This window comes from Staphylococcus sp. 11-B-312 (assembly GCF_016743055.1).
Classification (GTDB): domain Bacteria; phylum Bacillota; class Bacilli; order Staphylococcales; family Staphylococcaceae; genus Staphylococcus; species Staphylococcus ureilyticus.
Genome location: NZ_CP068241.1, coordinates 56,526 through 71,017 on the forward strand (window position 1 = coordinate 56,526; position 14,492 = coordinate 71,017).

At 32.8% G+C, this 14,492-nt stretch carries 14 protein-coding genes and 2 pseudogenes; 14 read left to right on the plus strand and 2 right to left on the minus strand.

Features of this window, described 5'->3' with window-relative positions; all coding sequences use genetic code 11:
- Nucleotides 1–7: 7 nt before the first annotated feature.
- Nucleotides 8–310: pseudogene (locus tag JG554_RS13160) on the plus strand (poly(glycerol-phosphate) alpha-glucosyltransferase); the annotation flags it as partial.
- 128 nt (nucleotides 311–438) lie between these two features.
- Here JG554_RS13160 and JG554_RS00280 read toward each other — a convergent pair.
- Nucleotides 439–786, minus strand: coding sequence for a MerR family transcriptional regulator (locus JG554_RS00280; protein ID WP_046207802.1), 348 nt, complete (start codon nucleotides 784–786; stop codon nucleotides 439–441).
- Nucleotides 787–863: 77 nt separating this feature from the next.
- Here JG554_RS00280 and JG554_RS00285 point away from each other — a divergent pair, with 77 nt between their 5' ends.
- The 12 genes and pseudogenes from JG554_RS00285 to JG554_RS00340 all read left to right on the plus strand — a co-directional run bounded on the left by JG554_RS00285 (nucleotide 864) and on the right by JG554_RS00340 (nucleotide 12,332).
- On the plus strand, nucleotides 864–1,547 hold the full coding sequence (locus JG554_RS00285) for a type 1 glutamine amidotransferase domain-containing protein (RefSeq protein ID WP_046207803.1): 684 nt from the start codon (nucleotides 864–866) through the stop codon (nucleotides 1,545–1,547).
- A gap of 21 nt (nucleotides 1,548–1,568) precedes the next feature.
- Nucleotides 1,569–2,234, plus strand: coding sequence for an SDR family oxidoreductase (locus JG554_RS00290; RefSeq protein ID WP_046207804.1), 666 nt, complete (start codon nucleotides 1,569–1,571; stop codon nucleotides 2,232–2,234).
- Nucleotides 2,235–2,237: 3 nt separating this feature from the next.
- A complete protein-coding gene (locus JG554_RS00295) occupies nucleotides 2,238–3,242 on the plus strand; it encodes an NADP-dependent oxidoreductase (protein ID WP_002483586.1) in 1,005 nt (334 codons plus the stop codon).
- A 9-nt stretch (nucleotides 3,243–3,251) separates the two neighbouring features.
- Nucleotides 3,252–3,617 (plus strand): DoxX family protein, encoded by a 366-nt coding sequence (locus tag JG554_RS00300; RefSeq protein WP_046207805.1) that lies wholly within the window; start codon nucleotides 3,252–3,254, stop codon nucleotides 3,615–3,617.
- 315 nt (nucleotides 3,618–3,932) lie between these two features.
- Nucleotides 3,933–4,318: pseudogene (gene isaB, locus JG554_RS00305) on the plus strand (immunodominant staphylococcal antigen IsaB family protein); the annotation flags it as partial.
- Between the two features lie 445 nt (nucleotides 4,319–4,763).
- Nucleotides 4,764–6,263 carry an NAD-dependent epimerase/dehydratase family protein gene (locus tag JG554_RS00310; RefSeq protein WP_002483583.1) on the plus strand — a complete coding sequence of 500 codons (1,500 nt, stop codon included), beginning with the start codon at nucleotides 4,764–4,766 and terminating at the stop codon, nucleotides 6,261–6,263.
- 50 nt (nucleotides 6,264–6,313) lie between these two features.
- Entirely contained in the window at nucleotides 6,314–6,814 is a 501-nt protein-coding gene (locus JG554_RS00315) for a TspO/MBR family protein (RefSeq protein ID WP_203265327.1), read from the plus strand.
- Nucleotides 6,815–6,818: 4 nt separating this feature from the next.
- Entirely contained in the window at nucleotides 6,819–7,292 is a 474-nt protein-coding gene (locus JG554_RS00320; protein WP_046207820.1) for a glycosyl-4,4'-diaponeurosporenoate acyltransferase CrtO family protein, read from the plus strand.
- Nucleotides 7,293–8,783: a phytoene desaturase family protein gene (locus JG554_RS00325; RefSeq protein ID WP_203265328.1), complete on the plus strand. Its 1,491-nt coding sequence runs from the start codon at nucleotides 7,293–7,295 to the stop codon at nucleotides 8,781–8,783.
- A 66-nt stretch (nucleotides 8,784–8,849) separates the two neighbouring features.
- Nucleotides 8,850–9,893 carry a glycosyltransferase family 2 protein gene (locus JG554_RS00330; protein WP_231740046.1) on the plus strand — a complete coding sequence of 348 codons (1,044 nt, stop codon included), beginning with the start codon at nucleotides 8,850–8,852 and terminating at the stop codon, nucleotides 9,891–9,893.
- Between the two features lie 55 nt (nucleotides 9,894–9,948).
- The gene (locus JG554_RS00335; RefSeq protein ID WP_002510647.1) at nucleotides 9,949–10,830 is read left to right on the plus strand and encodes a phytoene/squalene synthase family protein; all 882 of its coding nucleotides are present in this window, start codon (nucleotides 9,949–9,951) and stop codon (nucleotides 10,828–10,830) included.
- Nucleotides 10,827–12,332: a phytoene desaturase family protein gene (locus tag JG554_RS00340; RefSeq protein WP_046207809.1), complete on the plus strand. Its 1,506-nt coding sequence runs from the start codon at nucleotides 10,827–10,829 to the stop codon at nucleotides 12,330–12,332. Before JG554_RS00335 ends, JG554_RS00340 begins: the two co-directional genes overlap by 4 nt.
- Nucleotides 12,333–12,507: 175 nt before the next feature.
- Here JG554_RS00340 and JG554_RS00345 read toward each other — a convergent pair whose 3' ends face one another.
- Nucleotides 12,508–12,933: a pyridoxamine 5'-phosphate oxidase family protein gene (locus JG554_RS00345; protein WP_041080228.1), complete on the minus strand. Its 426-nt coding sequence runs from the start codon at nucleotides 12,931–12,933 to the stop codon at nucleotides 12,508–12,510.
- A gap of 183 nt (nucleotides 12,934–13,116) precedes the next feature.
- Between JG554_RS00345 and JG554_RS00350 the strand changes: the two genes are divergently transcribed.
- Nucleotides 13,117–14,490 (plus strand): cryptochrome/photolyase family protein, encoded by a 1,374-nt coding sequence (locus JG554_RS00350; RefSeq protein ID WP_046207810.1) that lies wholly within the window; start codon nucleotides 13,117–13,119, stop codon nucleotides 14,488–14,490.
- Nucleotides 14,491–14,492 lie beyond the last annotated feature (2 nt).

The window sequence follows — 14,492 nt, forward strand, 5'->3', positions numbered from 1 at the left end:
GTAATTGTTGAATACTGTCAAAATGTTATTTGAAATGTTTATAGAGAAAAAATACTGGAAATATCATGATCACTGGTTAGGATATTGTACAAATGAATTGATACAAATTGACCCACAAGAGAAATATTATAAATTTGGCATTCAGACCGTATCCAGTTATTTAGATTATATGCAACAAAGGGAAACGTCATTCCCAATATTTTTAGAAATGTTAATGGCGACTTATTACTTAGTAGAAAAAGCAAAAAAGACAGGCTATGCTGAACTTATTGAAACTTATGTAAATGAAGAAAAACTCATTCCAGCTTTGCCTATTCACCTATCGCCTTTATCTACGCACTCAACCTTTAAAATCTACAATTTCTTTATGCTTATTCATTCACTATCCCTCCACACTCTTCTTATCGTTCTTTTAATTCACACACCCCTTTTCCCTCGTCACTCGGTCATGGCAGTTTGTAATTTTTGTTCAATTAAGTCGATATGTGTACTGATCAAATTCCGTTGTTCATTCAAGAATTTTAGGTGTGCGCGTAACACGCTTGGGACATCTATTTGGTTTTGATAAAGCATATCTGTGTTTTTTCGGATTTCTTTTAATGGCATATTCAAATTGCTTAGGCACTGGATAAATTTAATCATTTCGATATCGTCGTCTGTGTATAAACGCTTGTTATTGCTATCTCTGTCGATGTGTTTCAAGATATTCTTTTTCTCGTAATAACGCAGTTTGCTTTTAGGTATATTGCAATAATCTGAGACATATTCAATGTAATATTGTTTCATGTAAGCATATCCTTTCTCTTAAACCAAGGTTTAACTGATATTGTACTCTATATAAACATGAATGAGGAGGAAATACAATGAAAAAAGCTTTAATTGTTGTAACAAACATTGCGAAATACGATAATTTAGACAGACCTACGGGTGCGTGGTTCTCAGAGGTTACGCACTTTGCGAAAGATTTCTATGACGCAGGTTATGATGTTGATTTCGTAAGTCCGAACGGTGGATATGTGCCTCTTGATCCTATCAGTCTTAGCCCTGAAATGATGGGAGCTGAGGACTGGGAATACTACACGGATCATGATTATATGAATAAATTTGGACAAACATTATCTCCAAAAGAGGTTAATCCTAGCGACTATCAAGCCATTTACTTTGCAGGTGGACATGGTGCGATTTGGGATTTTAGAAATAACAAAGAACTTAACGACATTGCGTTAAGTATTTACAATAATCAAGGCGTTCTCTCTTCTGTATGTCATGGTGCGGCTGGTCTACTCGATATTAAAGAAAATGGCGATTACCTCGTTCGTCATAAAGACGTGACTGGTTTTACAAATAGTGAAGAACAAGCAAATGGTACAACTGAATACATGCCATATTTATTAGAAGACGAATTTATTAGTAACGGTGCACATTTTAAAAAAGAGGATGACTGGAGCAATTTCGCAGTCGTAGATGGTCGCATTGTGACTGGTCAAAATCCTCAATCAGGACATGCTGTTGCTGAACGTGCTTTAAAAATCTTAGCTAATCAATAATTTCATAAAGGAGCGATACACATGAAATCATTAATTATTGGCGCTAATGGTGGCGTCGGTCAACATCTTATACGTAAACTGAAAGCACGAGATGTTGATTTTACTGCCGGTGTTAGAAAAGAAGAACAAGTTGAAGTTTTAAAAGCAGATGGTATTGATGCAACTTACATTGATGTTGCAAAACAATCTATTGATGAATTAATAGAATTATTTAAACCGTATGATCAAATCCTTTTTTCCGTCGGTTCTGGTGGAAGCACAGGTGACGATCAAACAATCATAGTAGATTTAGACGGTGCAGTGAAAGCAATTAAAGCAAGTGAACACGTCGGTCGTCAACACTTTGTTATGGTATCAACGTACGACTCACGTCGAGAAGCGTTTGATGCGTCAGGCGACTTGAAACCATATACCATTGCAAAACATTATGCGGATGACTACTTAAGACATTCAAATTTAAAATATACCATCGTGCATCCAGGCGCATTAACTAACGATCATGAAACGCAACAATTCAATATGAGTGCGCAATTTGAAAATGTACAAAATCCGTCTATTACAAGAGAAGATGTAGCAGAAGTGCTTGTTTCTGTGTTAACTGATGAAGCATTAAAAGGTCACGAATTCCAAATCATCAATGGTGATTTGTCATTATCAGACGCTACGACTAAATATCTGGAGGAATAATAAATGAATAATCAACAAGTTGTACTTGCAAAACGACCACAAAGTATCCCTCAAGACGATGTATTTAGATTTGAAACAATAGAAACTCGAGAACCACATGCAGGTGAGGTTCAAGTAGAATCCATTTATGTATCTGTAGATCCTTACATGAGAGGCAGAATGAATGATACAAAAAGTTATGTTCAACCTTTCCAAGTGAATGAGCCATTACAAGGTCATATTGTTGGAAAAGTCACACAATCGAACGATGAACGTCTATCTGTCGGCGATTATGTCACAGGCATATTACCATGGAAAAAGATAAATACAGTGAATGGAGACGATGTGACCCCTGTGCCATCAAAAGATGTACCATTACATTTATATTTGAGTGTTTTAGGCATGCCGGGAATGACGGCCTATACAGGATTGCTTCAAATTGGTCAACCACAATCTGGCGAGACGGTTGTCGTGTCAGCTGCATCAGGTGCAGTAGGCTCTGTCGTAGGACAAATTGCTAAGATTAAAGGCGCAAAAGTTGTCGGTATTGCTGGTGGTAAGCAGAAAACAACATATTTAACAGATGAATTAGGATTTGATGCGGCCATTGACTATAAACAAGATGATTTCGCACAACAACTCGAAGCGGCTGTACCAGATGGTATTGATGTGTATTTTGAAAATGTAGGCGGCGCAATTTCTGATGAAGTGTTTAAACACTTAAATCGATTTGCACGCGTTCCGGTATGTGGTGCAATTTCAGCATATAATAATGAAAAAGACGATATTGGACCACGTATCCAAGGAACGTTGATTAAAAATCAAGCATTGATGCAAGGTTTTGTAGTAGCACAATTCGCTGATCATTTTAAAGAAGCAAGCGAACAACTCGCACAATGGGTGTCTGAAGGTAAAATTAAATTTGAAGTGACGATAGATGAAGGTTTTGATAATTTACCTTCTGCATTTAGAAAGTTATTCACAGGAGAGAATTTTGGTAAACAAGTTGTCAAAGTCGCTGAAGAATAGCAGAAGACTATGAAAAATATCATCGTAAGACTCATATTTAGTTTACTGTTTTATAAAAGTGGTGTTGCACACTTTAAAAATAAAGATATGTTTTTAAAAATCGTGCCGTCCTATTTACCTTTCAAACACGCAATAGTTAAGTATTCGGGCATATTAGAATTTATAATTGCTTTTTATGTACTCGGTGCTAAAAATAGATCACGCGTAAGAAAAGTAGTACAAGGATTCCTTTGGCTCGTATTTCCTGCAAATATTTACGCTGCACGTAAGAACATCTCTTATAAAGATGAAAGAGATGAAACAGATAGTGTTAAGCAGCATGTCATTCGTTTACCATTACAATTTGTCATGGTCGCACTTGCGAAACTATTATAAGACTTATCATAGCCACGCCTGGAACATTACTTTTGTTCCAGGCGATTTTTTAATATTTACACTTAAAATCGACGTATATCAAATGATTCTCTTGACAACGCTTATGTGCTCTTTGTTTAAATAAGCTCATATCAGACATTTACTTTTCAATTTTTCTATAGTGATAAGCTTCTAAATTAAGAAAAGCATAAGTTAATTTGCTTGTATGAGTGTAAGAAGAAATAAAAAATGTATTTTATCATGTGATGCTATCGCAACATTGTAACATTAATGTAATAACGTGACCTGTAAGACAAATATGAGGGGAGGGTTTTTATGAAAAAAGTTTCTAACTTTATTTTAGCTAGTAGTTTAGTTTTGGGCTTTTTCGTAACGCCCGAATTATTTAATATCACTCAAGCACATGCGCAAGAATCTGTGAAACCTTATTATAGTTACAGTGGTTATACAGCAAATCAAAGTAATTTTATTCTAGATAAGAATTTTAAAACATCTCAAAAAGCTGATAACTTCAAGATTAATAATCACAAGATTACTAAAAATGCATTAGCTAAAAATTATAAAGATTTACACGATCCAACATATTACGGGGTTTCTAATCATAAAACGAATGGTGTTTTCTTTTTATTAGACGGTAAGTCAGTGAGCAAAAATAATTATTGAATCATTACGGTGAAGCAAAGTATACATCTACATCAGCCTGAGCCAAAGAATATATGTATAAAATTGGAAATGATGACTTTTAAAATATAAAGTTGTAGTAGATACATTGTAAAAATAAACTTAAATTGCTCAAATACTTTTCAATAATATCAAGATATATATTAAATCGAAAGTGATTATATAGTACCAAAGCAAATATGGTACTAATTCCAGATTATACAGGAAAAGATAAAGAATTTTTTATACTAGTGACATCATTAAAGCAAGTAAGATTATTCCTTTTTAGTCAAATTCTTGTGGTTTGATAAATTTATTGATTAATTATTATAAATAAAGATTGAAAAGCTTTAAGAAGGGTATAATTTTAAATAAGAGACTTGGAGCTCTTGTCAATTAAGATAATGAGCAAGTGAGCTCGTTAAGTTAAAGATGAGCTGAGGTAAAGTTTACCTGCTCATCTTTTTCTATTTGGAGGCTAAATATATGAAAAAAATATTATTAACAGGCGCTTCGGGATATATCGGTAGTCACTTAATGAATAAATTAAAAGATAACTATGAAATTATAGCTATTTCTAGAAATATAGAAAATAAATCAAATGAACACAATGTTACTTGGAAGGCAGCTGACTTGTTTGATTTAAATGAAATCACTGAGGTAATGGAGGATATTGATATCGCTATATATCTTGTCCATTCTATGATGCCTTCAGCTAAGTTGACGCAGGCGAGCTTTGAAGATATGGATGCATTATTAGCTGATAATTTTGCTAAAGCCGCAAGTTATAACAAAGTTCAGCATATTGTATTTATGAGTGGTTTGATACCTAATACAAGTGAATTATCACCACATTTAAGAAGCCGTTTAGAGTGCGAACAGATTTTAGGATCATATGGTGTACCAGTAAGTACTTTAAGAGCGGGTTTGATTATAGGCTCTAAAGGAAGTTCTTACCCTATATTAAAAAAATTAGTGGATAGATTACCTGGCCTGTTACTGCCAAAATGGGCTTATAATACAACATTGCCAGTTGCAATAGACGACGTGATTGACGGTTTATATAAAATTGTAGAGCGTAATCCAAATGAGAACGAATCGATAGATATTGGTGGACCTAGTCATATGACTTATAAAGATCTATTCAAGCAAACTGCAGAGGTACTAGATAAACGATTACCTACGATAGATTTGCCTATTATTCCCATTTGGCTAAGTAAATATTGGGTGAAACTTATTTCAGGTGTTCCAAAAGAAATGGTCTATCCGTTAATGGATAGCTTAATTCATGATATGATTAGAAATGATGAAAATATTGTGAAGGACATTTCTATAGGCAAGATTGATTATAAGGAAAGTGTGCGTAATGCCTTGGAAGAAGAAACTAAGACACAGAAGAAAGGGAAGTCATCACGTAAGGGCGATATTAAAGATGTTAGAGCAATATCAAGGGTAGTCTTACCTAAAGATGTAAATATGATTCAATTGGCAGAATCATATGCAAATTTTTTAAATAGAATTACATTAAATGTCGTTAATAGTGATTTTAACGAAGATAACTTTACGATTAGTGTGCCGTGTTTAAATAAGGACTTATTATTATTAAGTAAAGATTTTAAAGCTTCTAATAACGAGAGAATTTTATATCGAATTGTTGGTGGAGATTTCGCTTTAGATTCAGATGGTGGTAATGCGAGATTAGAGTTTAGAAGATTACCTAATAGTGACGCATGTATCATAGCGTTACAAGAATATGAACCGACGTTACCTTGGTGGGTATATAAGTATACCCAAGCAAAAGTTCATAAAAGTGTAATGAATCTTTTTAAATTCAAGATTAATAGCCAAAAAACTAATAAAGGAGAATACTTTAATATGAAGAAGTTTATTTTGCCAATTGTTATTACAGGTGCAATTGTTTTGAAAGTATATGGATTGAAAAAGTATTTAGCTAGAAAAAATAACATGTCTAATGCCGAACTATAGCTATTAGATATAATAGCTAGTTACTTTTTCAAAAAAAGAGGGGATCAACTATGAAAGCAAACGGGATAATTAAAACAATTATAAAAGTTATAACACCAATTACAGGTGGTAAATTTATAGGGAAATTTGCAATGAAAAACGCGAGAAAAGATTATAAAAATAATGTTAAACCACCTTTTTCACCACCCGGCTATGTCTTTCCAATTGTGTGGCCAATACTTTATACAACGATGGGCGTAGCTTATGCATTAGTGACTAATAAATCTACTAGTAAGGCTTTGAAAGGTGCTTATTACTCACAATTAAGCCTGAATTATCTATGGTCGATATTATACTTCAAATATAAATTACGCTTTAGTGCGTTGATAGAGAGTGTTGTATTACTGGGCGCAGTAGTTACAACAACTGTAAAATTTTTCAATGTAAAAAAAGTTGCTGGCATTTTACTAGTTCCATATATGCTTTGGAGCGCTTTTGCTACTTATTTAACAGCTGGTAATTGGTATTTAAATAAAGATAACCCAAGCTATACAGCGAAATCTGAGCATTAAATTGATAAAAAAGATTATATATATTGCGCTATATTGGTTTATAGTTCAAATGATTATTGCTCAACTTGGTACTCGTATTAGTTATAAGTTCTTAGAAAAAGATAATAAGTATTTTCGAAGTTGGAATATTGAACAAGAGGGTCAATTATGGCAACAATTAGTTAAAGTGCAATATTGGAAAGATTATTTGCCAGACGGTCAAAATCTTAACCCTAATATCAGTAGTAAAGCGACTTTCGATTTATCTAAAAATATGAATGATATACAGCGATTTATATTAGAAACTAGACGTGCAGAGGTGGTTCATCTGCTATCCATATTTCCTGTTATTGCGTTTTTTAAAGCGTCAAAAAGCGTTAAAATAATTAATTTTATATATGTCATTATAGCTAATGTGCCTTGTATGATTGTTCAGCGCTATAATCGCCCTAAGTTAATACGTATTTATAATAAATTACAAAAAAGAAAAGGTGATTAAATGGGAAATAAGAAAGTGGTTGTCATAGGAGGTGGCTTGGGAGGGATTGCCAGTGCAATTTGTATGGCTCAAGCAGGCTATCAAGTGGATTTATATGAACAAAATAAGCATATCGGTGGAAAGGTAAATAGGTTAGACATAGATGACTATGGATTTGATCTCGGTCCATCAATTTTAACCATGCCTAAAGTATTTCAACGCCTATTTCAACGATGTGATGAAAGGCTAGAAGATTATGTTAGCATTCGTAAGTTAAGTTTACAGATTAGAAACGTTTATCCAGATGGTCAAATTTTAGATTTATATGAATCCATGGAAGATATGTTAACAAATAATGAATCGTTAACAAATAAGGATATAGAGCAACTTTCTTCGTTTTTTAGTTACGCACAAAAGATACATCAAGTTGCTGAAAAAAGCTACTTTGATAAGGGGTTAGATACGATGTATGCAATCATTCGTTATCATGGTCCATTTTCAGCTTTAAAACAATTCGACTATTTTCATACAATGCAACAAGCCATTAATAAAAGGGTAGATAACCCATATTTAAGAGAAATGCTAGGTTATTTCATAAAATATGTCGGCTCCTCATCTTATGATGCTCCGGCTGTATTGAGTTTATTACCTCAAATGCAACATGAGGAAGGTTTGTGGTACGTAGATGGTGGCATTCATAAGTTAGCGGAAGCGATGGAACAATTAGCGAGAAAATTAGGTGTGGGCATACATTTTAACACCCCTGTAAAACGTATCAATTATAATAGTCAAAATAAGGTGACAGGGGTAACAATAGAAAGTAATAAGGAAATATATGCAGATTACATTATATCTAATATGGAAGTAATCCCTGTTTATAAGTATTTATTGAATTTTGATGCAAACCAAATAAACAAATTGGAACGTAAATTTGAGCCAGCTAGTTCAGGTTATGTCATGCATCTTGGTGTGGACAAAAGTTATCCAGAGCTTCAACATCATAACTTTTTCTTTTCAAGTAATTCTAAAGTTAATTATGATCAAGTTTTTCACCAGTATGTTTTGCCTGAAGATCCGACTATTTATGTAGTGAATACAAATAAAACAGATAAGACACAGGCGCCAGAGGGACACGAGAATATAAAAATATTGCCACACATACCGTACATTCAGAGTAAGTCATTTAGTGAAGCAGAATATCTGCAATTCCAAGAACGTATATTGGATAAATTAGAGTCCATGGGCTTGAAAGATTTGAGAAAGCACATTGTATATGAAGACGTATGGACACCACATGATATAGAAAATACATACAATTCTAATAAAGGAGCTATATATGGTGTAGTATCCAATAAGAAGAAAAATAAAGGTTTTAAATTTCCTAAAAAAAGTCAGTACTTCAAAAATTTGTACTTTGTAGGTGGTTCTGTAAATCCTGGCGCTGGTATGCCTATGGTTACTTTGAGTGGTATGCAAGTAGCAGAAGCTATTATTAATGGAGAAAGTAGTTGAGGCTGAATGATACTTTATATAATAGCAATAGTATTGACGATACTATCACTAATAAGTGGAATGTGTATGTATGCGCGTCGAGCGATTATAAATAACTCCGGAAAAGGAAGAGGTCAGACAGCCGTCAGTATTATTGTACCTGCTAGAAATGAAGCGGAGAACTTACCTAAATTACTTAACAGTATAAGTAAAGAGCAAGAAATAGAAGTAATTGTTATGGATGATGGTTCAACTGATGAGACACAAGTTGTCGCTAGATATTATGGTGCGAGCGTATATACTGTTGAAAATGATACTACATGGCAAGGTAAGTCACATGCTTGTTGGCAAGGTAACAAATATGCAACGCATGATTTATTAATGTTTGTTGATGCTGATGTTCAGTTTGCTTGTGATGATAGTATTCAAAATATAGCCAATCAATATGATTTACAAGGTGGTAAAGGTTTGTTGTCAATACAACCTTATCACAAGATAAAAAAGCTCTATGAAAATATATCGGCGATTTTTAATTTAATGACAATCGTAGGTATGAATCAATTTTCAATCACGAAATCAGCAAATAATGAGCAAGGCGCGTTTGGACCAGTCCTTGTGACAAATAAGCAAGATTATAAATTGACACAAGGACATTTGAAAGCTAAAAATCAAATCATTGAAGGCTTTGCAATAAATAAAGCATATAATCAGCAAGGTTTGCCAGTTAGTTTGCATGAAGGCCAAGGCGTAGTGAATTTTAGAATGTATTCTCAAGGATATAAAGCGCTACTAGAGGGTTGGAGTAAACACTTTGCACTTGGCTCTCAAGTAACTAAAAAGTCTACGCTTACGTTTGTATTTTTATGGCTATTTGGTTCACTTACAACAGTTTTAGCGATAATTTTTTCAATTAATTTAGGCTCGTTATATATATTATTAGCTATTACTCTATATTTTATATATGCGATACAATTTCATATATTTATTCGAAGAACAGGAAATTTTAATATCGTTGCGAGTTTGTGTCATCCACTGCTCTTCATATGCTTTGTCGTGATATTTTTTAAATCATGGTTAGATATCAATGTATTCAAACGTATATATTGGAAAGGCCGTAGAATAGATTTATAGCTTAGTTTTTTATACAAATGTCAAGAAGTTCTAGGCTTACTGAGGAGGCCAATAAATGAATCAATTAGAGAGAGATTATAACCATTGTCACAATATAATGAAAGAACATTCAAAAACGTTCTCATATGCCTTTGATTTTTTGGATTTAAAAAGGAAAAAAGCAATTTGGGCTATTTATGCAGTTTGCAGAATTATAGATGACAGTATTGATAAATACAAAGACCTTGAGCAATTAAACGGCATAGCTAGAGATTTAGATGTGATTTATAGCGATTGTGATTATATTCAAGCGTATCAAAGTGATGCAGCTATTATGAATGCTTTAAGTAATACATTGAATACATATTCAATACCTAAAAAACCTTTTGAATCTTTAATTCAATATGTGAAGGAAGATTTAGTTTTAAAAGAAATGAAAACTGATTCAGATTTATATGAGTATTGCTATGGTGTGGCAGGTACTGTCGGTGAATTGTTAACTCCTATATTAACTTCATCAAATGAAAATAATTTCGAGCAAGCTGAAGAAGCTGCGATTGCTTTAGGCAAGGCAATGCAAATAACTAATATTTTAAGAGATGTCGGCGAAGATTTTCAAAATGGAAGAATTTATCTAAGTGTAGAAAAATTAGCTCAATATCGAGTTAATCTACATTCTATATATTATGAAGGAGTTACGCCAAATTATATAGAACTGTGGGAAAGTTACGCTACAGAGGCAGTTAGGTTATATGATATTGCATTAAACGGTATTAATTATTTTGACGAAGAGGTACGTTACATTATCGAATTAGCTGCGATAGCTTATCATGAAATACTTGTGGAAGTAAGGAAGGCAAACTATACGTTGCATAAGAAAGTATATGTAAGCAAATTGAAAAAAATGAAAATTTATCGTGAACTTAGTGCGAAATATAATAGGAGTGAAACATTATGAAGATTGCAGTTATAGGCGGCGGTGTTTCAGGTTTAGCTGCAGCTTCAAGATTAGCAGCAAACGGTCACCAAGTAGATTTATATGAAAAGAACCAACAAATAGGTGGCAGAATGAATCAGATCAAGCAAGATGGATTTACATTTGATATGGGACCAAGCATCGTAATGATGCCTGAGATTTATCGAGACGTTTTTAATTACGCTCAAAAAAATATGAATGATTACTTGGAAATTAAACAATTATCACATATATATGATGTTTATTTTAGTGAAACAGATCAAATTCGCGTTCCTACAGATCTTGCTCAATTAAGAAATATGCTTGAAGGTATTGAACCTAACTCTACATATGGTTTTATGTCCTTTTTAACAGATATATACGAAAGATACGAAATAGCACGAAAATATTTTCTAGAACGTACGTTTAGAAAACCTACGGATTTTTATAATCCTTTTACTATATATCAGGGTATGAAACTCAAAACATTTGATAAAGCAGATAATTTAATTGAAAAATATGTTGATAATGAAAAAATCCAAAAGATTTTAGCGTTTCAAACATTATATATAGGTATCGACCCTAAACGAAGCCCGTCATTGTATTCAATTATACCCATGATAGAGTTAATGTTTGGTGTTCACTTTATAAAAGGTGGTATGTATAGCTTTGTCAGAGCGCTTCAAACGCTAAATGAAGAATTAGGTACTCAAATTTATACCAACGCAAACGTTGAAGAAATTATCATTGATAGTAGGTATAAGCGTGCGGAGGGACTAAAAGTAAACGGACATATAGAAAAGTATGACAAAATAATTTGTACTGCTGATTTTCCATATGCTACTTCATCTTTAATTAAAAATGAACATCATCCTAAGAAGTATACGACACAGAAAATTGATAACATGGACTATTCTTGCTCAGCCTTTTTAATGTACATAGGGGTTGATAAAGATTTATCTGAAGATATCTTGTTACATAATGTTATATTTTCAAAGGATTTTGATAATAATATCAATGAAATATTTTCCGGGGAAATATCCCAAGATCCATCAATATATGTATACGCTCCTAGTGTGGAAGATCAGTCGTTAGCGCCAGAAGGTCAAACAGGTATTTATGTGCTGATGCCCGTTTCAGAATTGAAAACAGGTGATACGGATTGGTCTGATGAGTCAACAATCATACAAGTGAAAGATATTATTTACAATAAGCTTTCTACGATTAAAGCGTTAAAAGATTTGAAAAAGCAAGTTGTGACAGAAATTATTTATACGCCTAAGGATTTTGAAGGAGATTATAATGCTAAATTTGGAGCAGCCTTTGGTTTAATGCCTACTTTAGCGCAAAGTAACTATTACAGACCGCCGAATGTGAGCAGAGATTACAAAAATTTGTATTTTGCTGGAGCTAGTGTTCATCCAGGGGCAGGAGTGCCAATTGTACTGACGAGTGCTAAAATTACAGTTGATGCTATGTTAGAAGATATTAATAATGGTATATAAAAACGGGAGTGGGACAGAAATCAAATTTTCTAATATAGATTTCGTAGTCCCACCCCGGCAAGGGTGACTAGGATTGAAAAAAGCTTGATATAATCGCATTTTCAATTCAGTCACCTACTGCCAAATTGAAAACGAGCCTGAGACATCTATTTATGTCCTAGGCTCGCCTTTTTAACTAATCGAACGTAATGGTTTGTGGTGCGTCTAATTTTTTATCGTTCATAATTTTTATGGATTTTGGTATTACTTTAATTACACACAAGTTTGGATCATCCTTAGAGTCAAAAAAGGACTTATCTTGTTTGTTCCAAATCCAATCAATAGTCTCTTGATCTTTCAGTATTTCAACATTAGCATCAATTTCTAGAAAACTACGATTATTCGTTTCATCGTAACCTATAAGTACGTGAGCTTTGGGATTATCTTTAAATTCAGCAATTTTTTTAGACTCAATGCTTGTCTTAGTATAAAGTGTGTGTCCATCATTATAAAATACCATGTATCTACTATTAGGTGTATTGTTATGTGCAGTAGATAGGACACCTATTTTTGATGTATTTAATATATTTTCAATTTCATTTTGTAATTGTTTGTTATTCATAATTTAATCACCTCTGATAATAATATACCCTGAAGTTGCCTATAATATGTAAGGTATTAAAATTTATTTTATTTTTTAGTGAATTATACAAAAGTTAAAACGGGTATATGATTGAAAACACAATCTTAAGTTAAAGGACAATTATAAAGTGAATTTGTATGAAACAAGCTGGGAGGCAATAAAATGCATTTAGGAGTCATACTTAACAGAGTTTTTAGAACGAAAGATAATCCACTTTTTCAATATATAGTGAAGTATCAAAATGAGATAAATAAATTGTATTTTATCTTACCTTTAGAAGATTTAACTGACGCATCAGAAGTAAAACGTAACTATTACTATAAAGTTGTAAAAGGATTTGTAAATGCTTTAGATAAGCATGATATACAACCTTATATTGTCACATACGAAAAGCTAGGTGAATTAGCAGAAACATTGGCGTTATCTCACGTATTAGTAGCAAAAGATATTATGAGTTATCACAAAGAAATATATGACTATCCTCATGTAAAAAAGGCTTTTGAAAATCACCAAGTTACAGTAATTGGACAGCGCGTGAATCATTATTTTGTGCCAACAAAGACTTTTAATAAACAGCAACAGCCTTATAAAGTATTTACTAGTTTTTATAAAGCAAATCGTCAGGACTTAGTACACACCCCTAAAAAAAGTTATCAATTTAAGCAGTTGTCTCAAATTGCGGAAAAGGGTTCAAATCAAAGTGACTTAAAATTTGAAAATAATAAAGATATAGAAAAGTTAGTTCGTAAAGCTTGGGATGATTTTTTAAATGGTGACATAGCTCATTATGATAAATTGACTGACGATGTGTCGCAGGATTTTGTTAGTGGATTAGGTAAATATTTAGCATATGGACTACTCGATATTCGTGAAATTATAAATGATTTACTTGAAGATTATGAGAGCGATGAAAAAAATTTTGAAGCTTTTATAAGAGAGGTTCTATTCCGTGAATTTTATTATGTGTTAATGACACAGTATTCAGAAACGGCAACTAAATCCTTTTCTGAAAAATATCGAAACATGCAATGGTCGTATAATAAAACACATTTTGAAGTATGGAAAAAAGGTCAAACTGGTTACCCAATCGTTGATGCTGCAATGAAGAAGCTGAATCGTACAGGATATATGCATAATCGCTTACGAATGGTCGTATCACAATTTTTAACGAAAAATTTATTTATTGATTGGACTTGGGGGGAGGAGTACTTTAGACAGTATTTGATAGATTATGATAATGCATCTAATGTACATGGATGGCAGTGGTCAGCATCAACTGGAACAGATGCAGTGCCTTATTTCAGAATGTTTAATCCTATACGTCAAAGTGAGCGTTTTGATGCGCAAGGGTATTTTATTAAAACACAGCTAGAAATATTTAATGATGTGAGCAGTAAATACATTCATGATCCAACTAAATATAAAGACAAGTTACAAGAAATTTATCATATTGAAATTGGAAAAGATTATCCACAGACTATCGTGAATCATAAAAATAGTAGAGATTATGTTATGGATAAATTTAAGCAATTTTGACA